Raw genomic sequence first — 21,664 nt, 5'->3', positions numbered from 1 at the left:
TACCGTAATCATTTCATACCCCCAATAAAAATGCTGAGTCTATTGATCAGCATTTTTATTGGTAATGGCCGTTATGGCTTGACTTGTAAAATGGTATTCCAAGGCAAATCAGCATCCCCTAACACAATAAAGTTGGGGTTTTCTAACGTTTCACGCTCATTGTAGGACAGCGGTTGTAGTTGCGTGTTGAGGATGCGTCCGCCCGCCTCTTCTACGATGCATTGCGTGGCGGCGGTATCCCATTCACCGGTTGGGCCGAGACGCAAATAGCAGTCGACAGCACCTTCTGCGACTAAACACGCTTTCAGCGCTGCCGAGCCCAGCGGCACTAGCTCATAATTCCATGCGCTGCTCATGCAACTTGTAATACGGTTAATATCTTGGCGGCGACTGATCGCAATCGCGATGGATTGCCCAACGGTTTCGTGCTTGTGTGTTTCAATACGCAAGCTTTCAGACATGTCGGGGATCTTCCATGCGCCTTTGCCTGCGTAGGCGTAGTAGGTCACGCCAGAAACGGGCCCATAGACGACGCCCATCACTGGTTGGTTTTCTTCGATCAGTGCGATAATGGTGGCAAAGTCACCACTGCGCGCAATAAACTCTTGCGTACCATCAAGTGGGTCAACCAACCAGTATCGCTGCCATTGGCTGCGTTTTTCTAGGCTAATGTCCGCCGCCTCTTCCGACAAAACAGGAATATCTGGCGTGAGTTCACTCAGTCGTTCGCAGATCAGTTTATGCGCAGCAAGATCGGCACTGGTGACAGGGGTGTGGTCACTTTTGGTGAACGCTTCGTAGTTTTTCTTTTCGTAGATATCGAGAATCAATTGCCCGGCAGAGCGAGCGATTTCAATTACGTCAGGCAGTAAGTAAGATAAATTATTGGCTGTTGGCATCATCAATCCTATAGCTCTACTTTGTTATTTTAGGCTGCGCAGAGCAAGCAGTAGTGCGGTAATGCTTCGGGCTTCACAGAAATCGAGGTGAGTCAGTAGCTCTTCTGCTTGGGCCAGAGGCCAGCGAATGACCTCTAAAGGTTCGGGTTCATCGCCTTCCATTACTTCTGAGTATAGATCTTGTGCTAAGAAGAGTGTCATTTTGCTCGAAAAGTAAGAGGGGGCAAGTACCACCTCTTTTAAGGGGGTTAAGGTGGTTGCGCCAAAACCAATTTCTTCTTTGAGTTCACGATTTGCTGCTTGTTGCGGGCTTTCTCCTTGGTCAATCAAACCCTTAGGGAATCCGAGCTCATAGCGTTCAGTGCCAGCGGCATACTCTCGAACCAGCAGTAAATCTCCTTGTGCCGTTACTGGCACCATCATAACTGCATGCCGGCCGCTCGGTTTCATTCGTTCATAGGTGCGCTGTTCGCCGTTAGAAAAGCGTAAATCTAATGATTCGATGGTAAACAGGGTCGATTGAGCTGCCGTTCTTTGGGCTAAAATTTCGGGCAGTTTTCTGGTTGGCATACACTAATTCCCGTAAGGCAAATGACTTTTCTAACTATATGAGAAAATGACCTTAATTGAAAAGGACTTGAGCGCGGCAAATGATTTTAAGTATAAAAAAGCCGAGAATCTCATCTCGGCTTCGTTTTCTGTAATCCACGCATCTAGCGAGTCACTAGTAGTAAGAGTGCTCACCACGATCGTGTTCAGTGGCATCGCGCACCGCGGTTAATTCGCCTTCAAATTGTTGAAGCAGTTCTTTTTCAATGCCTTCTTTGAGGGTGACATCGACCATTGAACAACCGTTACAGCCGCCACCAAAGGCGACAATCGCAATACCATCTTCGGTGATTTCAACCAAGCTGACATGGCCACCATGGCCAGCTAACTGCGGGTTGACTTGAGTTTGAATCGCATATTCCACACGTTCAATCAGGCTTGCGTCATCAGACACTTTACGCATCTTCGCATTCGGAGCTTTAAGTGTCAGTTGTGAACCCATTTTATCAGTGACGAAATCGATCTCTGCGTCTTCTAAAAACGGCAAGCTCAGTTCATCGACATACGCAGAAAAACCTTCAAAGGCAATTTCAGTATCAGTCGCTTCCACTGCCTCTGGCGGGCAGTAAGAGACGCCACACTCTGCATTTTGAGTGCCTGGATTGACTACAAAAACTCGGATGTTAGTACCATCAGGCTGTTGCCCAAGCAACTTGCCGAAATGGGTTTGGGCTGTTTCGGTAATAATAATAGAATTTGACACGACGAATACCTGAGTAAATTTATAGGTTATTACTTGCCATTCTACTCCTGAAACACGGCGGATCCAGTCCTTTTTACGCGCTAAATAAAACCGTGTTGGTTAATCTTTAGGTTCAGGAGTGCGGCATATGCAGTAAATATCAATCCTTTCGACACCGACTTCAAGCAGTAATTGACAGATTTGCTGCACGGTGCTGCCCGTGGTTACTACATCATCAACAAGTGCAATGTGCTTGTGCGTGGGAAGGTGCCGTAGTGTGAATGCATGTTTGAGATTTTGTTTGCGCTGTAATTTAGAAAGCCCTTGCTGCTGGGGTGTTGCGCGATTGCGTTTGATCAACTGGTTATCGCAGCTAGCCCCCAGTTGTTGACTTAATTGAGAGGCAAGTAGTGCACTTTGATTGAAGCCGCGTTTTAAGCGCCGTTGCCAGTGCAGCGGAACGCTGGTGATGAGCGGGGCGGGAGTGTCGATACGTGGCGTCAGTAAGGCACTCAAATGGCGAGATTGCCAAAATTGACCTTCATATTTGAGTTGATGAATGGTGTGACTGAGCGGAAAAATATAGTCGCCGACACAGTATAGGCGTTGCCAAGGCGGAGGATTCGCTAAACATTGCCCACATTGAGGCACGGTAATAAGCGTTGGCAGGCCGCACTGTTGGCAGCGAGGTTGCGGTGAAAAATAGGTTAGGCAGGTCTTACACCAAGCCCCAGTTTGGTGAGTTTCAATCGGTAAACGACACAGTAGACACTGACGGCTTACCAAGCGAGTGATGGTTTTTTGAACCCAATGCGATAACATAACTCAACCAAAGCTGTGAAACGAAGTATGGTTATACTCTTGCAACTTGAATCAGTCTTTGTGTTGACCGTGATTTCAAGTCAGTGAGTGTATGATCGGTATTTTTTCAGCGAAGAAGTGTGAATTTAGTGGGAGAATTTGTGAGCATGGCCACAGCGTTATATTGGCAAGTCTCAGGCGAGGGCGATGATCTTGTCTTGGTGCACGGTTGGGGGATGAATGGTGCAGTATGGCAGCAGGCGGTCGATGTGCTTAAAGGACATTTTCGTGTGCACGTGGTTGATTTGCCTGGTTATGGTCACAGCGCTGCTAGCCACGCCGCTGATCTAGAAGAGATCGCGCAAGCGCTAATCATGCAAGCGCCTAAACAAGCCATTTGGGTCGGTTGGTCTTTGGGTGGGTTAGTGGCGACTCATATGGCACTGCATCACCCAAGTTATGTGAGCAAATTGGTCACTGTGGCGAGTTCTCCCAAATTTGCGGCACAGAAACCGTGGCGTGGCATTCTTCCTCAAGTGCTCAGTGCCTTTACTGAACAGTTAATGGACGATTTTCAGGCTACTGTTGAGCGCTTTATGGCACTGCAAGCGATGGGCAGCCCTCAGGCAAAGCAAGATGTGAAATACCTAAAACAAGCGGTGTTATCACGGCCCGCGCCGAACCCACAATCATTGTTAGCGGGTTTGGTCATGTTGGCGGAGGTGGATTTGCGCCAGCCGTTGACAGCACTCTCGATTCCCATGCTTCGTCTATATGGTCGGCTTGATGGTTTGGTGCCGGTTAAGGTGGCGCAAGAGTTGCAAAAAACCTTGCCCAATAGCGAGCAGTACATTTTTGGCAATTCCTCCCACGCACCGTTCATCACTGAACTGGACGATTTTTGCCAGCAGCTCATCGCCTTTGCACGTTAAGGCATTGATACCCATGCAATGTTTTTCTACTTAAAGCTACAGCTGTGTTGGCTCACCTCAATCACATCGTTGATCTCTCTCATGGGGATTCGCCCGCTTGCTGTCTCTATCTGCGGCGTCTTGAAACGTCAAGTCGTTGGGTGCAAATGTTAAATTAAAAATAAATTTGCTAAAAGTTTGAGCAATCTGGTCGATATAAAGTCTAACCCAGTAGTGCTGAGCGAAAGCAGGTCTATCGGGGCGGGCGATACTGAGGAGGTTTCGGCTATGATGGTGTCACCAACGAACGTAAGTGTGCCACTTATCGCCCCATCGGTTAATGTGCAAACGGAACAGGCCGCGCGTGACAATCGGATCCGCGCCCCTGTGATGCCAACCGTCGAACTGGCTAAAACCAACGCTGAGCGTAAGGTAAAGGCGGATGATAAAAGACGAAAACAGTCGTCATGGGACCCTTCAGAGCATCCAAGCTATGAGGTTGGCACCGAATACGAAACATCGACTTCTTATCAAGAGGAGCAGAAAAGCGAGCTCGAAAGGCTGTTTGACTTGCTCGCTCTCGCCACCTACAGCAAGGATCAAGGTAAAAGCTATACGATGCGGTTTAGGTTACCTAAACACATTATTGATGCTGCGATAACCGAAGGCAAAATGGCGCGCCGGCGAACTGTAATTAAGTACTATTATGGTCACGCGGTTGCACCCAATACGCCTTCTGAAGTGATTGCGGTGTTGTAGGTCGATGAATGCGACTTATCGCGATAAATAAAATCCCCACTTAGGCATTGGCCGCAGTGGGGATTTGTGTTTTTTGCGGCTCTGATATGAGCGACGTGGTTAGGTGCTTTTCACTGTGATTCGTTTATCCAGTAAGTTACGCATCGCCGCTATTTTTTCGCTTTAGCAAAGGCGGCGGCGAAAGCTCCACCCATTGCCGCGTTTTGTTGTGGCTCTTCACGACGGCGTTGCGGTTGGCCACCGTTTTGATGCGAACGCGTGTTGCCACTTGTAGAGCCAGAGCGTTGGCTGCGGTTATCTTGCCCCGGCTCATCGTTTAAGCGCATCGAGAGAGCAATGCGTTTTCGCTGCACATCGACTTCCATCACTTTAACTTTGACGATATCGCCCGCTTTCACCACTTCACGCGGGTCGGCAATGAAACGATCAGTCAATGCAGAGATATGCACTAAGCCATCTTGGTGAACGCCAATGTCGACAAAAGCACCAAAGTTGGCCACATTCGATACCACGCCTTCCAAAATCATCCCAATTTCCAGATCTTTCATTTCAGTCACGCCGTCAGCAAAGGTCGCGGTCTTAAACTCAGGGCGTGGATCGCGGCCCGGTTTATCGAGCTCTTTGATGATGTCAGTGACAGTCGGTAGGCCAAAATGCTCGTCGGTGTAATCGACGGCGTGTAAATTGCGCAAAAATTCACTATTGCCGATCAGTGCTTTGATCTCTTTGCTGTTTTTTTCGGCGATGGCTTTCACCACTGGATACGCTTCTGGGTGAACCGAAGAGGCATCGAGTGGATTTTTTCCATCCATAATGCGTAAGAAGCCCGCACATTGCTCAAATGCTTTTGGCCCTAAGCGCGCGACTTTTTTCAGTGTAGCGCGTGAGGCGAAGCGTCCATTTTCATCCCGATAATCAACGATGTTTTGCGCCAGTGCGTTAGACAAGCCAGCCACGCGTGTTAACAGCGCGGCAGAGGCGGTATTCACATCCACGCCCACTGCGTTGACGCAGTCTTCAACAATCGCATCTAAGCGTTTGGCGAGCATCGACTGGCTGACATCGTGTTGGTATTGGCCCACACCGATCGATTTCGGATCGATTTTCACCAGCTCGGCAAGTGGATCTTGCAGGCGGCGAGCAATCGACACCGCGCCGCGTAGCGACACATCCATATTGGGGAACTCTTTGGCCGCCAACTCAGAGGCTGAGTAGACCGAGGCCCCTGCTTCGCTAACAATGATTTTCTGCACTTTCAGGTTGCCGCGCTTAATGACATCAGCGACAAAAGTATCGGTTTCGCGCGATGCGGTACCGTTACCAATCGCAATCAAATCGACGTTAAATTGGCGTACCAACTGCTCAACAATTTTCGCTGATTTGTCATGTTGGTTATGCGGTTGATGCGGATAAATCGTCTCGGTCGCCAGTACTTTACCCGTGGCGTCCACTACCGCAATTTTCGAACCCGTTCGCAAACCAGGATCTAAGCCGAGAGTGGCGCGTGGACCAGCCGGTGCGGCCATCAACAAATCTTTTAAGTTGGTGGCAAACACTTCAATCGCTTCGATTTCGGCACGCTCTTTCATTGCGCCCATCAGTTCGGTTTCCATGTGAATTGACACTTTAATGCGCCACGCCCAACTGATCACTTGTTTGCGCCACCCATCGGCAGGGGCGCTGCTTAAGTGAATGCCATAGTGTTGTGCAATCAGCGTTTCGCAATACGATTGGCGCACGCCCTCTTCTTGCTCTGGGTCGGCATTCATGCTCAAACTTAAAAAGCCTTCATTGCGGCCGCGAAGCATGGCCAATGCTCGGTGTGAAGGCACTTTACTGAGTGTTTCATTATGCGCGAAGTAATCTTTAAATTTCTCCCCAGCTTGCTCTTTGCCTTCGACCACGCGAGAGACCAATTCGGCACTGCGCGTCAAATGGCGGCGCACTTTGTCCAGCAGGTTGGCATCTTCAGCAATGCGTTCCATGATAATGGCGCGTGCACCGTCCAGTGCTGCTTTGATATCACTGATCCCTTTCTCGGTGTTCACATAGTGTGCGGCCTCGGTTTCAGGGTCGGTTTGCGCTTCATTCCACAGCTTGTCTGCCAGTGGTTCAAGCCCTGCTTCAATCGCAATTTGACCTTTAGTACGACGCTTAGGTTTGTAGGGTAAATAGAGATCTTCAAGGCGAGTTTTACTATCTGCTTGGTTGATCTCTTGTGCTAGCTCGGCGGTGAGTTTGCCTTGTTCTTGAATCGATTTCAGAATGGTTTGGCGGCGATCATCGAGCTCGCGCAGATAGGATAAACGGCTGTCTAAGGTACGCAGTTGGGTGTCGTCTAGCCCACCCGTGACCTCTTTACGGTAACGGGCGATAAAAGGAACGGTGTTTCCGTCATCAATAAGTGTGACAGTCGCTGTCACTTGCTCAAGACGCACATTTAGCTCTTGTGCGATCAATTTGCAGATAGCTTGGCTCATCCGTGGTTTCTCTTTTGTAGTTCAGTAGCACCACCACTCAGGGTGGTTTGAATAGGATAACTATTGGGGCACGTTAGACTTATTTCTAGTCTAACGGCGCGCTGTTATGAGATTAGTGAGATAACCTTCTACCCGATTGTGCCGAAGAGGTCACGTCACGCGTGTGATTTTGATGTCATTTTTCAGCGTTGGCAGCGCTAAAACCGAAGATGAGTTTGGTGGCTAAAGATAAGTTCAGTCAGTTGGTGCCGAGCGAAAATGACAGTATAGTAGCAAGCCATCGTGATGAATGTATAACCCGCGGCTACCTTGAATGTGCGGCGGTGTGTAATGGGAAAAGATCTTGAAGACCAAACTGATTACCCGTGAGGGCTACAATAAATTAAAGGCAGAGCATGACCATCTTTGGCATGAAAAACGGCCAGAAATTACCAAAATAGTCACTTGGGCTGCTGGCCTCGGGGATCGCTCTGAAAACGCAGACTACACCTTTAATAAGCGTTTACTGCGCCAAATTGATCGCCGAATTCGTTTTTTGAGAAAATTTTTACCGGAAGTGACGATAGTTGATTATTCGCCTCAACAAGAGGGGAAAGTGTTTTTCGGTGCTTGGGTGGAAATTGAAAATGAAGCGGGTGATGTAAAGCGCTTTCGCATTGTGGGCCCAGAAGAGATTTACGGTGACGCGAAAGATTACATCTCCATCGATTCACCGATGGCGCGTGCTCTGCTGAAAAAAGAGGTTGATGACGAGGTGCAAGTGCCCACGCCCACTGGTATCAAAGAGTGGTTTATTAACTCGATTGAGTATGAAAAAGGGCAGTGAACGGAGTATTCGGTTCAAAATATTCCTCGGTCGCTCATTTTTCTCACTCACTTGCTTCGCAACGCCTCTAACGGCTTTTTCAACACGGCGGGTAGCGAGTAGAGCAGCAGTAGCCGTAGGGCGTGGTTGATCATCACAAACGCGGGTTCCATGCCCAGCAGTAGGGCGACGGCGGTCATCGCTTCTACGCTGCCGGGGACCCAAGCTAAAAGTAATACCACCCAAGATTTATCCAGCAGTAACGCAAACAAGCCAGACACGGCGACGGCGACCAGCAGACCAATCAGTGTGACCATCACACCTGCGCGCGAATAAGCCATGGCTTCGCGCAATGTGGTATCGGCAAGGCGCGCGCCAATCAAAATACCCAGCAGTGCGGTGGCGAATACCACCATCCATGTTGGAAGTTGTAGCGCAATGCCTGTCGAAAAACTATTGAAACTGGCCGTGACCAGCAGTGCCGCCAACATATAGGGTGCGGGAATGCCGAGCAAGGTCGAGCCTTTGCCCAGCAGTAGACTAAGCAGCGCAAGCGCAAAGAAAATCAACCACGCGTAAATCGTTAAACTGCTCTCAACGGGGGCAGCGTCGGGTGTGCTATTGGAGATAAAAAGGGCCAGTAACGTGAGGATCATCAAGCGCACCGAGTGCGAATAAACCACTTTGGTTGAAGGAGTCTGGCTTGATTCGCTGATCACCAAAATCGCTGCCATCGCGCCCGGTACCGCACCGAGTAGAGATTCAAACGGTGACCAACCTTCTCTTTTGCGGAGCCAAAGAAAGCTGCTGGCGATCTGCAAGCTTAAGCAGCAAACCAAACCGATAATCACCGGTAGGGTTAAGGTTTCGCCCAATTGACTTAAACTGATGGTTGCCCCAACACTGATGCCTAGCACAATTTGCACCGTCAACAATAACCCGTTAGGAACGCGAATGGATAAGAGGCGTTTTTTATGCAGCACAATGACTAAAGCTGCGGCAATAAACATTTCAGAAAGCGGAATGGCGAGCAGGCTTCCCACACTCGCCGCAACAGCTGCGATCACCACAATGTGAATAAACAGAGTAAAAGAAGCTCTTTCGAACATTATGCCTTTCCTTAATAAATTGTGCAGCGTAAATGCCACCGCTCCTCTAGCACTTCACGTTGTAGTGCTTGCGTTTGGCTTTCTCCCGTATCGATATGACCGTCGGGGATGATGATTTAGGCTATCGCAGGGTTTAAACGTGTCCAGCTTACTAACAATAATGCAGCGAATGCCAACCACACCAAAGTGGCACATACCAGTGTACTGGTGAGAGGTAACCAATAACTGAAGTAGTATACAGCCAACAGATATGCCGCATACGGGATAAGCGAGTAAAGGCCAAACAACGCGGTGGTGCGCAGGTCTTCCATCGTGCGTTCGGTGCCGACAATGTAATGCGCAATCAGAGCGAAGGTAGGAAACAGCGGAACAAGACCAGCAATAAAAAAGCTTTTGCTTTTAGAGAGCAGGGCGATGATCAACACGGCAAGCGCACCAAGCAGGCACTTGAAAAACAGAGCTGCCATGACATTTCCTTTTGTCAGAATAGATTAAGTGTTGCTCACTATAAATCACTGACAGGTTAACTAGAAATGTTCATTGATGGGTTTGTTATTTTCTCTGCAACATTTCTTCAAATCCAAGTAAAATGGCCGCCACTCTTTTTATTCGGCGGCGTGTTATATCATGCGGCTTGGTTGGGCAAAGATGAAATTAGGAAAACGGCTTACGCAGTTAGTACAGCAGATCAACCGTCACTACGATCATATTTGGGATTGCTGCTGCGATCACGGTTTGCTTGGCGCGGCGTTACTGAAGCGCAGCCCAAATAGTGTGGTGCATTTTGTTGATATTGTGCCAGCGTTGATTGAAAAGGTGACGCTTGATTTAACGCGCTATTTCCCTGCAACGGCGGCGTTACCGCGCTGGCGTACACATTGCCTTGATGTGCGCGATTTGCCGCTTGATAGCCATTCTGGCTCGCATCTACTGATCATCGCTGGGGTTGGCGGTGATTTAATGAGTGAATTCATTGCCGCGCTGGTTGAGCGTTATCCGCATCGCTCGTTCGATTTTCTGCTTTGTCCTGTGCATCACGGCTACACCTTACGTGAACAGTTGATGACACTGGGCGCGAGATTACAACAGGAACAACTGGTGGAAGAGAATCGGCGTATCTACGAGCTGCTGAACGTGCAGATTCATCCGCCTGCAGTACGAGGCAAAGAACCAAAATTACCACCCCTTAGTTTGGTCGGCGAATCGATCTGGCAAGTGACCAATGATGAGCAAAAAATGATTGCCCAGCGTTATCTGACGCAATTGCAACAGCATTATCAGCGTAAAGCGCAAGGCGGCGATGTTAGCGCGCAAAAGTGTTGGCAAGCCTATCAGCCGATTAATATCACTTGTCATGGAAATTTTAGCGATGGAAATAGCCCAATAGGCGGAGAATATGAAAGCACTCAATGATCTGAACTTGTTTGTCGAAACCGCACGCCAAGGCAGTTTTTCTAAGGCGGCCAACAGCGTATCGCTGACCACGGCCGCGGTCAGTGCCGCCATTCGCCGCTTAGAAGAGCAGGTGCAGTTTCCGCTCTTTGTCCGCTCGACACGTCATATGCGCTTAACCCAAGAGGGGGAGATTTTCCTCGCCAAAACTCAGACAGCCCTTGCCACGTTGCAAGAAGGGCTCGATCAGATAGCATGCGCGCGCGGTCAACTAGCGGGGAAGCTGCACCTCAGTGCCCCTTCGGATTTGGGGCGCAATTTACTGCTGGATTGGATCGATGAATTTATTGCCTTGCACCCGAACGTCATCGTTAAACTGGATCTCTCTGATCGCTTAGCGGATATGTATGCTCACCCGATGGATATTGCGATTCGTTATGGCCATCCTGCTGATTCCAATTTGGTTGCAATGCCGCTGTGTGAATCAAACGAGCGCGTGTTATGCGCTTCGCCAGAATATTTGGCAACGCATCCACCTATCCTCCATCCTGACGATTTGCAACATCACAATTGTCTTTGTTACATGTTGGCCGACACGCTGCATAATAAGTGGGTTTTGAGCCGAGAGGGCGAAACGCAAAGTGTGGTAGTGCAAGGAAACCCCGCATGCAACGATGGTGACGTGGTACATCGATTGGCTGTTAAAGGCAAAGGCATTGCCAATAAGTCATTAATGGATATCAGTCAGGATATTATTGATGGGCGCTTAGTACGTATTTTACCGCAATGGGAAAGTGGGCCAGTGCCAATTTATATCGTGTGCGCAGATCGACGTTTGATCACCCCAACCATTCGCGCTTTTCAGGAATTTATTCGTGGAAAAGGCTGCCAGCAACGACAAGCGGTACTGACAGCCATCAAACAGCGTGAGAGTTAATCCCGCATTAGCCAACAAACGTTAGCGGGCGGATTTGTAGGTATTCCAATGCCTCTTGCTCGCTAAGCTGTTGTTGAAAGTGCTGAAAATGTGCACTCTGTTGGTGTTGTTGCAAGCTCTCCTCTGAGCACCAAATCTCCTGCATCAAGAATAAGCCGTCAATCGAGTTATCACGATAGAGCTCATATTGGCAGCAGCCTGTTTCGTTGCGGCTCGGTTCAAGCAGCGCTTCAAGCATGGCTTGCACTCGCTCTATTGAGTCGGGAAGGGCTTTGATTTCGGCTAATAAGTGGATCATGGCTTATAACTCAGTAAAGACGGTTTGCTCTGGCCAGCGAGATTTCGGCAGCTTGGCGTTAAAATCTTCTTCGCTGTGGTAACCGAGCGGTACAATCACTAAGCTGGTGAACCCTTTTTCAGTCAGGCCAAACTCTTGGTTGAGCACCTCGGCATCAAACCCTTCAATGGGGACAGCATCAATGCCCATCGCAGCCGCTCCGAGCAGCAGTGTTCCAACATTTAAATAAACTTGTTTTTGCATCCAGTGTTCGGCGTCATTGAGCGTTTCTCGATGCAAGTTAACAAAATAGCTGCGTCCGCCGTGCATGCCTGTTTTCGCTTCTTCATTGGCAAAGCGGCCATCTTTCTCTTCGTTTTCCAGCAGCGTCAATAAGTAGTTATCATCAATATCGGTTTTGGCGCAAAACACCATCACGTGAGACGCATCCAAAATTTTGCGTTCGTTAAAGGAAAATTGACCTTGCGCCGCTTTGGCGATACGCGTTTTGCCTTCCTCGCTAGCCGCCAAAATAAAATGCCAAGGCTGCGAATTGACGCTAGAGGCGCTCATGCGTACCAGTTCTTTAATATCAGCGACTTGCTGTTCAGTCAGTTTACGGTTGGTGTCAAACGCTTTGGTGGAATAGCGCGCTTGCGATGCTTGAACAATATTCATTTTTCCCTCCTAGGGAAGATAACATTCGAGATGGCGCTAAGATAACGGACTGAGTCCAAACAAGAAACCGCCTCTTGCTTAATTCATTTTCAAAAAAAATTTGATAATCCGAATTTGAAAACGCTCTAGCTTGCGGAAAAAGTTAGCACTATCTCATGATATTTCTGAATTAGCGCATACACTTAATGTGTACGGTAGATCATCATTAAGGGATATGGTCACTCACTAAGCGTTAATGATTGTCTAATATATTCAAAAGGTTGCTTTGGCCGGAGAGTATGCATGACTGAGTGTAAGTGCATTTGTTGGTTTATTCTCTTTTCTCTTCCCATCCCCTCGGCGTGGGCGGATATTGACTACGGGCCTGCGCAAAGCTATGTACAATCGCCACTGCATACCAATAGCCTTTCTGCACAACTTCGCTCCGGCTTTTCGATGCAAGAGGAAGAAGTGGAGCTCTACACCAGCGCGACTATCGCCAGCATTTGGGCGATCACTCCCCACTATAGTTTGGATTATTACCAGAATCAGCTTGCAATGGGCGGTAAATGGCAGCTCACTTCGAAGTGGCAGGTTGAGTTTAATTATCGTTGGAACTTTGCTGCCAATAATCATTTAGATGGCTTAACACTTGCTTTTCATGACTGGTTTGGCATTGATCAAAACGGGCGTGAGGATGTCGATAACGATCGCTTCATCATTCAAATGCCAGAGTACGGCATTGATCAGGAAGCGTTCCGAGGCGAAACATTGAGCCGTGCGTTGACCAGTTATTTACAGTACCAGCTGGTGGATAAGTCTCATCACGGTTTGTCATTGGGAGTTTCACTCTATTACAACGATCCACACCATGGAATATTCAACCTATCCGAGTTTGAACAAGCGGTGCAGCTTAATTATGGCTACCGAAGAGGTAAGCATGCACTTGATACGCTGTTGGCTATCACCTTTCGCAACCCGACCAATGTACCAGGCCAAACACAGTATCATTCGAGTACTTGGTCGATGGGTACCAGTTATCGATATCAGTGGTTAGAACGCCATTATCTGATTGGGCAGGTCTCATTCTATCAAGGCCTTTCAACGGGGGAGGATGACTTTTCTAAACCATCGACCGAGTTTATTTTGGGGTATCGTTATCAAATGAGCCATTCAGCGATTGAAATTACTGTGGTCGAAAATATGTTTAATGCCAACAACAGCACCGATATTGCCTTTGGTTTAGGCTATCGCTATCGTTTTGGCCGCTTTGATAAAGAGCCGAACTGACAAACGATGTCATCCGTGAAAGTTGCCACCTAATGTGCTCGAAACTGTGCACAGTTACTTAGGAATAAGTGTAGAACATTGCAATAAATAGAATTTAGTTGAGTACTTTACCGATTCTCAAACTCAAACAGTAAAATATTGAATGAGAAATATTTTACTGTTTGTCCATCTTATTTATAAAGCTAGTATTATTGACTAGCTTTTCCGTAATTTAAGTTGCTCGCTCTTTTAACCGTTGGCGATATATGGTGAAGTTTGTTATTACTCACCATTATCTTCTTTGATTATCATTTTTAAGGTATTGATGCATTAGTGTTATGATAATAATGTAGTTATCCTTTGTATTTTAGTTACTGAATCTATTCATTATTATTATGCCCGGTATTATTCAGTTTTTTTCATTTCGAGTAATAAGTATCTCGTGCTAAATATAGGCATAAATCGAATGCCCTTATTGTGAATGCCCTTCTTATTGTGGTTGTGCCGTTGCCGTATCTGTTACGTGCGCCTTACTTAAATCATCTTTATCCCAAAGGATAAATAAATGAAAAAAATAAATAAAATAACTTCCGTTCTGGCAAGTGTGATGTTCAGCGGATATTTGTATGCTGCTGACAGCAATTCAATAGTTACTTTTATACCAGGTGAAACTAAGGTTCAGAATGGAGATCTGGTTTCTTATAATGGAGAATGTTTTATTGCCAAAAATAATCCTGGTGTGTGGGAAACTCCCAATGCTAGCTCTTGGTTTTGGGATAGTGCTGCCTGTTCAGGAGAACCAGAACCAGAACCAGAACCTGAACCAGAACCTGATTTAGGCGATATCATTCCTTTTATTCCGGGTGAAACTCAAGTTGAAAATGGTCAAGTTGTTTCTTATAACGATCAGTGCTTTATTGCAGAAAATAGCCCTGGTGTATGGGAAACTCCGAATGAGGACTCTTGGTTTTGGCAGGTGACTGAGTGTTCTGATCAGCCAGCCATCCCTGACGAAACCGAATTATCGATTCTTACCCCTGTATCAGGCCAACTGGTAACGGCGGGTGACGAGACGGCCATTCAAGTTAGTATTGAAGGCGAATTAGCCGCAAAAGTGGAATTTTGGGTGAACAGTCAGAACCTAGGTCTGCAAAACATCGATCAAAGTCAAACAAACTACTCTCAGAGTTGGACACCCGATGCTGCTGGTAGTGCGACGATTAAGGTGTTGGTGCTTGATAAAAGTAATCAGGTCATTAAACAGCGATCGGTGTCTGTTACAATCGAAGCCAATGTGACAGAAGATTTTACAGCTCCAGCGGTGAGTTTCATCACCCCCGTAAACGGGGCGATGGTTCAGCCTACCGAGAAGGTTTCGGTTTCTGTTCGTGCAACAGACGTGGATAATGACTTATCCACGCTGGTTGTGCAGGCTAATGGCCAACCCATTTGTACTTTTAATGCCGACGAGGCCAATGAGGTGGATAGTTTTGATTGTGATTGGTCGCCAATTCAAGCTGGTGACGTCACTTTAAATGCGATCGCCACCGATGCTCAGAATCTTTTTTCTAGCGCGAGTGTTCGTCTTACGGTTGCAGAGGATCCAGTTGATCCGCCTGTCACTCCACCAGATGAACTCTGTGCGGAGTTTAATGTTTATCCAAATTGGACAAGCGGTGATCATGCCAATCAGGGCGACATTATGGTGCATAACAATATTGCTTATTCTGCAGCGCATTGGACACAAACCTTGCCAGGTAGCGACGGCTCATGGTCTTTGCATCTTAATTGTGATGGTTCAGAGCCTGGTACTGCGCCACTGCTTTCACTACCAAACCCAATGGATCCTGTGCGTTTAGAAGTGGCAGGCTGGCCAAATACGTTTGTGGTTGCCAGCCCATCAACTAATGCACCGAAGACACTGATAATTGAAGCGAGCAATCGTGAGGAATTAGCGGATGTTGAGCAATTAACGCAAGCGTTTGTCTCTATCATCAATCAAGCTGAGCAGGCAGACACAGCATCGATCATCATCACCAGCGATGTGTTGGACCTTGCAACACAAGATCAAGGCGAGTTCTTTGGCTCCGTTGCGGTTAAAGAAGCCCTCACGAGTGCGGTCAATTCCACTGGAACGGACAACCGAATCGATATGGATGCGATTCAAGCCTTGAGCGATGATGTCAAAGGTTGGGCTCAAGCTCACCATCTTATTCTCTCAACATTAGCACCAAACGCCCCTTTTGGCTGGACTCTTAGCATTGGTGATTTTGCCTACGATAGTCATTCAGGTCGACAGTCAGTTTGGGATAGTGCATCAGGCGATACAGCAGAATTACTCGACAAGTTTGAGCTGTACAACGCTGAAGTGGCGACGAAAGCAGACTTTGTTGCGTTTACTAAATCCAGCGTAACAGAGGCCTTATCAGCTGAGCAGTGGCACAACGCATTAGAGTACGTGAAGCAGGTGACAGACTATATTAAGACGCCAGCAATGTTGACGAACATGCCAACAGAGCAAACAGCTAACTACTTCATGGGCCAAGGTGAAAGTAAACCTCAACTGCGGAAAGCGGCATTTAGTAACGTGTTTGCACTGCAATTTGATAAAGACAGTGAAGCGCTAACGGCAAAAATTGAGCGTTACCAAGAGGCGAAGGTACCCCTGTACTACGTTGGTGAAGAGCTAGAAAACGGTTCTTTGACTCGTATCGAAGCATTGAACCAACAGTTAGCTGACGCTGAAAATGCGATGGATAACGAAGCGTTCCTATATGAAACGCCAAGTAATGGTTGGGTGCCATCAACGGTGTACAAATGGAATGACTTCCTAGACGGTCTGAATGCGATGCACAACATTGGCGTTGCAGGCAACAAGTTCTGGTTGATGGATGAGAATGTTGATGATGCAACCAACATCACATACGCCAAAGTCGCGATTGCCGCATTCCTTGCACAAAGTATGCAGGAAACTATTCGTTATAACGCCTGTGACGAAAATAATTGGTCTGAAACCAAATACGGTGCGCCTGCAGACTATCCCATGTCGGCCAGTTGTGGTCAGCTTGGTCAGAAATACGCAGACTACGGTGTCAACCCAGCATCGGGCTTAGACCATGCGTATTCCTGCCCGCGTGATAATAAAATGGAAATGAGCGCGCTAACACATGCGAAATGGTACGGTGCACCAGCGCCAGTTTTTGCCGCCCCTGATGCGGTACTAGAAGAGCGCGGTCTCTTGGTCAACGGGGCAGTAGGACGTTGGACTAACAACGGCCACTGTAACGATGTTCCAGAAAACGTAGATACGTCTAAGCAAGTTTGGGAGCGTGACGAGTGTAAGACTTACGTTGGTCAAAAAGCAGGTAAGTTCATTTGGGACGGCAGCAGCCAAGAAAGCGTAGAGGGCTGTGGCTGGTGGGGGCGCGGTGTTATCCAAACCACCGGGCGTCAAAACTTTGGTACGCTCAACCACTACTTAGGACGTTCACATGTTGACCCTGAAACGATTGGCCAAACCATTGATGGTGTAACCGTTGAAGCGCCGCCCGAAAATCCACTATATGCTGAAATGGATTTTTGCTCCAACCCCGGTCTGATTTGTAGCTCTGAAGAGAACAAAGAAATTAAATGGATTGCTGGTTTGTTCTACTGGGTAACCTCAGTGCAGGCGTATTCGAATGAAGGTGGGCAATACGCAGATTGGAATTACTACAACGAGCTGAAAAAGTACGTTGAGAGTGGTCTAAAAGGGTCAGCGTTTATTGATGACGTGTCAGGTATTGTTAACCGTGGTTGCCCAGATTCAACCTGCTCTACGGGCGAGGTACATAACTTGGCGGAGCGTAGAGCGAACTTTAAGTTAGTATTAGAAAAGTTGGGTCTTAATCCACAATAACTATTGTGGCCTCAATGGTGACAAATATCGGAGGTTTTTAATCTCCGTAGATAAACTAAAACTGCCCCAGAATGATTTCTGGGGCTTCATTATATTTAAGAGCGGTTCAGTGCGTAAGCCTCTAACTCATCCATTGAAGCGCGTGCGAAATGTAGTAACTCACTCACTCCCCTTCGTTACACCATCGACTCAACTTATGATACCAACGTTGTGACAAAGGGCATGGCCGCGTTTTCTGTTATCGATTAGATTGTTAGTGATCGACTAAGAAAGTAATAAAGCGTAACAATTCTTTAGCTCACGGTAGGGGAATCAGTGCTACATTTTGCCAAAGCCAGTTTACTGGTAAGGTTAGATCATCGGTGGACGAATAAATGCAAGAAAACTATAAAATTTTAGTGGTGGATGATGATGCGCGTTTACGTGCATTGCTTGAGCGTTACTTGTCAGAGCAAGGTTTTCTGGTGCGTAGTGTCGCCAATAGCGAACAGATGGATCGCCTGCTCACTCGTGAAAACTTCCACTTAATGGTGCTTGATTTGATGTTACCGGGTGAAGATGGTTTGTCTATTTGCCGCCGCTTGCGTAACGCCAATAACATGTTGCCGATTTTAATGCTGACCGCTAAAGGCGACGAAGTGGATCGTATTGTTGGCTTGGAGGTGGGTGCGGATGATTACCTGCCCAAACCGTTTAACCCGCGTGAACTACTGGCGCGAATCAAAGCCGTGCTACGTCGCCAAGTGATTGAAGCCCCCGGCGCGCCAAGTGCTGAAGAATCGGTGGTTGAATTTGGTGAGTTTCGCCTGAATTTAGGTACCCGCGAAATGTTCCGTGGCGATGAGCCGATGCCGCTCACTTCCGGTGAATTTGCCGTATTGAAGACCTTAGTCACCAATGCGCGTGAGCCAATGTCGCGCGATAAGTTGATGAATATGGCAAGAGGGCGTGAATACTCCGCAATGGAGCGCTCGATTGATGTGCAAATCTCGCGTTTACGTCGCATGCTTGAAGTGGATCCAAGCAAACCACGCTACATACAAACGGTGTGGGGCTTAGGTTACGTCTTCGTTCCAGATGGTAAAGAGTCTTAAATTTCAATCAGCTCCTGTCGGTTAACCCACAGGAGCTTTTTTGTCGCCTTTTTGATAGTACGTTCATAGCGGGTTTTCCTATGCGCATTCGCAGTTCCTTTACTCAATCGATTTTGCTCTTCTTTTCATTGCTGATCGCCAGCCAAGTGTATTCTTATTACGCCGTATTTAACTATGCTTTGATGCCCAGTTTGCAGCAGTTCAATAAGATTTTGGGCCATGAGATCAACCTAATGCTGGACGATGCGGCGAACAATACATCGAAGCTGGGAATGGACGCCTTACAGCGCCGCCGAGTGTTAGAACAGTTGGGCGTCACCATTCATAGTGAAGAGAGTGAGATGGCCCAAGAGTATCACGATGCCATCAGCATTGATTTGATGAGCGAGGAGATGAGCAATGAGCTCGGCTCGCCGACCGATGTGCGGATGATTTTGGGTAAAGAGAGTTATATTTTATGGATGAAAGTGGACTCTTTTCCGGGATCATTAATACGCATCCCTCTCTCTGAGCTGCAAAAAGAGGATTTTGCGCCACTATTTCACAATAGTTTGGTGATGGCGTTACTGATCGTCTTAGGAGGATGGCTGTTTATTCGTCTGCAAAATCGTCCCTTAATTGCCTTAGAAAAAGCCGCCAAAGCCGTTGGCCGAGGTGAGAACCCGCCGCCATTGCCGCTCAAAGGCGCTTCTGAAATTCGTGCGGTGACGTTGGCGTTTAATCAAATGTCGAAAGGGATCCAAGCGCTTGAAGAGGATCGCTCATTATTGATGGCGGGGATCAGCCACGACTTACGTACGCCGCTGACTCGTATTCGCTTAGCCACGGAAATGATGTCTCCAGAAGAGAGTTATCTCGCCGAAGGGATCATCAGTGATACGGAAGAGTGTAACGAGATCATCAGTCAGTTTATGGACTACCTTAAACCCGTCAATAAACAGACCTTTACCGCCGTTGATCTCAATGAGATCGCCAATGATGTCGCCACTGCCGAAGGGGGCTACGAGATCAAAATCGATGTCGCGCTGCATTTACCAATGCAGCCAGCCTTTGGCAATGCGATCGCCATTAAACGCGCGGTGAGCAACTTAGTGGTGAACGCCATTCGTTATGGCAATGGTTGGGTTAAGGTGAGCACGGGCAGTACCGCAGATAACAAAATGGCTTGGGTTTGTGTGGAGGATAATGGCCCGGGTATTGATCCTAGCCAAGTGAGTAAAGTGTTTGAACCTTTTACGCGTGGTGATACGGCGCGCGGCAGTGAAGGCACTGGACTTGGTTTGGCGATAGTGAAACGGATTGTTAGCCAGCATCATGGCAGCGTTGTGGTGAGTAACCGCAGTGAAGGTGGACTCAAAGCGCAACTGAGCTTCCCGACCAAATAGGGGCTTATTCACTAAATAACACAATGGGCTCAGTTGAGCCCATTGTGTTTACGGTTTATGCCTTTTCGGCTGCTGACCGAAGTTTTTGGGCACATCCATGCAATCAGTTGGTTTTGAGCTCTTCGAGTTCTTCTTCTTCGCGTGGCAATTTTTCTGGCAGTAGCAAGTTGAGCAAAATGGCGGTGATGCCGCCAGCCGCTACGCCGGATGAAAAAATGCTCTTAATGAACTCGGGCATAAATTGCAGAATCTCTGGCTTTTGCGCAATGCCTAACCCCATCGAAAACGACAGTGCCATGATTAAAATCGCGCGGCGGTCGAGATCCACACGGGAAATAATACGCACACCCGCGGCTGCGATGGTGCCGAACATGACGATGGTTGCACCGCCAAGTACCGGTTCAGGAATCAATTGTACAAAGCTTGCCACGCCTGGGAATAGGCCGAGCAACACCAGCATGGCGGAAATAAAGTAACCCACATAACGGCTGGCAACCCCGGTGAGCATAATTACGCCATTGTTTTGGCTAAAGGTCGAGTTGGGAAAACTGTTAAAGACCGCCGCCAGCGCGGAGTTCAAACCATCAGCCAGTACACCACCTTTAATACGCTTCATGTAAATCGGCCCTTTGACAGGCTCGCCCGACACTTCAGAAGTGGCGGTGATATCACCAATCGCTTCCAATGCGGTGATCAAGAAAATCAGTACCAGAGGAATAAAGAGTGACCAATCAAAACCCAAACCAAACTGCATAGGTATTGGTAGTGCAATCAGGGCAGTTTCACTCAGTGAATCAGTGTTCACCATCCCCATCAAGTAGGCCATGATATAACCGACGAACATCGCAATCACAATCGATGCTACGCGAATGTATGGGTTACTTGAGCGGTTGAGCAGCACGATAAGTCCAAGCACGGTTCCCGCCAGCGCCAGTTTGTCTAAGCTGCCAAAAGTGCCATCGCTGAGCGCAGCATAGCCGCCACCCATAGAAACTAAACCAACTTGTACCAGTGTTAAGCCTATCAGGGTAACCACAATGCCCGACACCAGCGGCGTGATCACGCGGCGCGCGTATTGCAGCACTCGTGATAATAGGATTTCAGCAAAAGAGGCGACTAAAATGGTGCCAAAGATCGCCGCCATCATAGTGCTTATATCTGCACCACCTGCTTTTAATGACAAGCCTGCGCCAATAATTGGCCCAAGAAAGTTAAAACTGGTGCCTTGGATAGAAAGTAAACCGGAGCCAATCGGGCCAATGGTACGGATCTGGATAAAGGAGGATAAGCCAGATGCAAACAGCGACATGCTGATGATGGTGTTGGTCTGTTCGGCAGAAACACCAAGTGTTTGACAAATAATGAGCGAAGGGGTGATGACCGCAACAAACATGGCTAGCAAATGTTGTAAAGCGGCGAAAATGGTTTGGGGTAGCGGTGGCCTATCGTTGAGTTGATAAACCAAATCAGACTTACGCGAAGCGTTGTGGATAGTCATACTGTTTTCCTAATGGTGCGTTATTGTCTTAGCGTTCGCTGAGTGGGAGCACTAAGTGGAGCAGACACGTCATCTGTGATTGCTGTTAATCAGAATCTGCTCGGACTGGATAAGTGAGTAGTTCACTAAAAAAATTGGCGAAATTATAGAGGGTTTACGCAAGAAAGCAAACGTTTGCTTTGCTGTGTAAGTGGAGAGGGGA

General features: G+C 47.8%; 19 protein-coding genes. 9 read left to right on the top strand and 10 right to left on the bottom strand.

Annotated features, from left to right (window positions below; all coding sequences use genetic code 11):
- Window positions 1–71: 71 nt before the first annotated feature.
- From cysQ to DD616_RS04395, 4 genes are all read right to left on the bottom strand, one after another.
- Entirely contained in the window at window positions 72–899 is an 828-nt protein-coding gene (gene cysQ / locus DD616_RS04410; protein ID WP_010319313.1) for a 3'(2'),5'-bisphosphate nucleotidase CysQ, read from the bottom strand.
- A gap of 24 nt (window positions 900–923) precedes the next feature.
- Window positions 924–1,469 carry an ADP compounds hydrolase NudE gene (gene nudE, locus DD616_RS04405; protein ID WP_064624176.1) on the bottom strand — a complete coding sequence of 182 codons (546 nt, stop codon included), beginning with the start codon at window positions 1,467–1,469 and terminating at the stop codon, window positions 924–926.
- Window positions 1,470–1,623: 154 nt separating this feature from the next.
- Complete coding sequence (gene nfuA, locus DD616_RS04400) at window positions 1,624–2,211, bottom strand: Fe-S biogenesis protein NfuA (RefSeq protein ID WP_013855425.1); 588 nt, start codon at window positions 2,209–2,211, stop codon at window positions 1,624–1,626.
- Between the two features lie 99 nt (window positions 2,212–2,310).
- Entirely contained in the window at window positions 2,311–3,012 is a 702-nt protein-coding gene (locus tag DD616_RS04395) for an amidophosphoribosyltransferase (protein ID WP_013855424.1), read from the bottom strand.
- A gap of 146 nt (window positions 3,013–3,158) precedes the next feature.
- Here DD616_RS04395 and bioH point away from each other — a divergent pair, with 146 nt between their 5' ends.
- Entirely contained in the window at window positions 3,159–3,923 is a 765-nt protein-coding gene (bioH, locus tag DD616_RS04390) for a pimeloyl-ACP methyl ester esterase BioH (protein WP_208871998.1), read from the top strand.
- 267 nt (window positions 3,924–4,190) lie between these two features.
- Complete coding sequence (locus tag DD616_RS04385) at window positions 4,191–4,661, top strand: hypothetical protein (protein ID WP_026027513.1); 471 nt, start codon at window positions 4,191–4,193, stop codon at window positions 4,659–4,661.
- 149 nt (window positions 4,662–4,810) lie between these two features.
- On the opposite strand, the gene DD616_RS04380 is transcribed toward DD616_RS04385, so the two are convergent.
- Window positions 4,811–7,141 carry a Tex family protein gene (locus tag DD616_RS04380; RefSeq protein WP_208871997.1) on the bottom strand — a complete coding sequence of 777 codons (2,331 nt, stop codon included), beginning with the start codon at window positions 7,139–7,141 and terminating at the stop codon, window positions 4,811–4,813.
- Window positions 7,142–7,484: 343 nt separating this feature from the next.
- Between DD616_RS04380 and greB the strand changes: the two genes are divergently transcribed.
- Window positions 7,485–7,967, top strand: a complete 483-nt coding sequence (gene greB, locus DD616_RS04375) for a transcription elongation factor GreB (RefSeq protein WP_010319306.1) — start codon at window positions 7,485–7,487, stop codon at window positions 7,965–7,967.
- 47 nt (window positions 7,968–8,014) lie between these two features.
- On the opposite strand, the gene DD616_RS04370 is transcribed toward greB, so the two are convergent.
- On the bottom strand, window positions 8,015–9,055 hold the full coding sequence (locus tag DD616_RS04370) for an AbrB family transcriptional regulator (RefSeq protein ID WP_194663707.1): 1,041 nt from the start codon (window positions 9,053–9,055) through the stop codon (window positions 8,015–8,017).
- Window positions 9,056–9,171: 116 nt separating this feature from the next.
- Window positions 9,172–9,522, bottom strand: coding sequence for a GlpM family protein (locus DD616_RS04360; protein WP_208871996.1), 351 nt, complete (start codon window positions 9,520–9,522; stop codon window positions 9,172–9,174).
- 181 nt (window positions 9,523–9,703) lie between these two features.
- Here DD616_RS04360 and DD616_RS04355 point away from each other — a divergent pair, with 181 nt between their 5' ends.
- Both DD616_RS04355 and DD616_RS04350 read left to right on the top strand, forming a co-directional pair.
- Window positions 9,704–10,468 (top strand): tRNA (adenine(22)-N(1))-methyltransferase, encoded by a 765-nt coding sequence (locus DD616_RS04355; RefSeq protein WP_228209216.1) that lies wholly within the window; start codon window positions 9,704–9,706, stop codon window positions 10,466–10,468.
- Window positions 10,452–11,384: a LysR family transcriptional regulator gene (locus DD616_RS04350; protein WP_013855415.1), complete on the top strand. Its 933-nt coding sequence runs from the start codon at window positions 10,452–10,454 to the stop codon at window positions 11,382–11,384. Before DD616_RS04355 ends, DD616_RS04350 begins: the two co-directional genes overlap by 17 nt.
- A 7-nt stretch (window positions 11,385–11,391) precedes the next feature.
- Here DD616_RS04350 and DD616_RS04345 read toward each other — a convergent pair whose 3' ends face one another.
- A complete protein-coding gene (locus DD616_RS04345) occupies window positions 11,392–11,682 on the bottom strand; it encodes a putative quinol monooxygenase (protein ID WP_013855414.1) in 291 nt (96 codons plus the stop codon).
- Window positions 11,683–11,685: 3 nt separating this feature from the next.
- Window positions 11,686–12,339: an oxygen-insensitive NAD(P)H nitroreductase gene (gene nfsB, locus DD616_RS04340; protein WP_088731492.1), complete on the bottom strand. Its 654-nt coding sequence runs from the start codon at window positions 12,337–12,339 to the stop codon at window positions 11,686–11,688.
- A gap of 282 nt (window positions 12,340–12,621) precedes the next feature.
- Here nfsB and DD616_RS04335 point away from each other — a divergent pair, with 282 nt between their 5' ends.
- From DD616_RS04335 to envZ, 4 genes are all read left to right on the top strand, one after another.
- Complete coding sequence (locus tag DD616_RS04335) at window positions 12,622–13,608, top strand: DUF3187 family protein (protein WP_208871995.1); 987 nt, start codon at window positions 12,622–12,624, stop codon at window positions 13,606–13,608.
- A 544-nt stretch (window positions 13,609–14,152) separates the two neighbouring features.
- Window positions 14,153–17,485 carry a cellulose-binding domain-containing protein gene (locus DD616_RS04330; RefSeq protein WP_208871994.1) on the top strand — a complete coding sequence of 1,111 codons (3,333 nt, stop codon included), beginning with the start codon at window positions 14,153–14,155 and terminating at the stop codon, window positions 17,483–17,485.
- 374 nt (window positions 17,486–17,859) lie between these two features.
- Window positions 17,860–18,579 (top strand): osmolarity response regulator transcription factor OmpR, encoded by a 720-nt coding sequence (gene ompR, locus DD616_RS04325; protein ID WP_010319303.1) that lies wholly within the window; start codon window positions 17,860–17,862, stop codon window positions 18,577–18,579.
- 80 nt (window positions 18,580–18,659) lie between these two features.
- A complete protein-coding gene (gene envZ / locus DD616_RS04320; protein ID WP_013855410.1) occupies window positions 18,660–19,964 on the top strand; it encodes a two-component system sensor histidine kinase EnvZ in 1,305 nt (434 codons plus the stop codon).
- Between the two features lie 103 nt (window positions 19,965–20,067).
- Here the strand turns inward: envZ and DD616_RS04315 are convergent, their stop codons facing one another.
- The gene (locus DD616_RS04315) at window positions 20,068–21,462 is read right to left on the bottom strand and encodes a uracil-xanthine permease family protein (RefSeq protein ID WP_047688004.1); all 1,395 of its coding nucleotides are present in this window, start codon (window positions 21,460–21,462) and stop codon (window positions 20,068–20,070) included.
- Window positions 21,463–21,664 lie beyond the last annotated feature (202 nt).

The organism is Vibrio anguillarum (assembly GCF_003390515.1).
Taxonomy (GTDB): Bacteria; Pseudomonadota; Gammaproteobacteria; order Enterobacterales; family Vibrionaceae; genus Vibrio; species Vibrio anguillarum.
The sequence above is the reverse complement of the archived record's forward strand: the minus strand, read 5'-3'. Positions and strand labels throughout refer to the sequence as shown.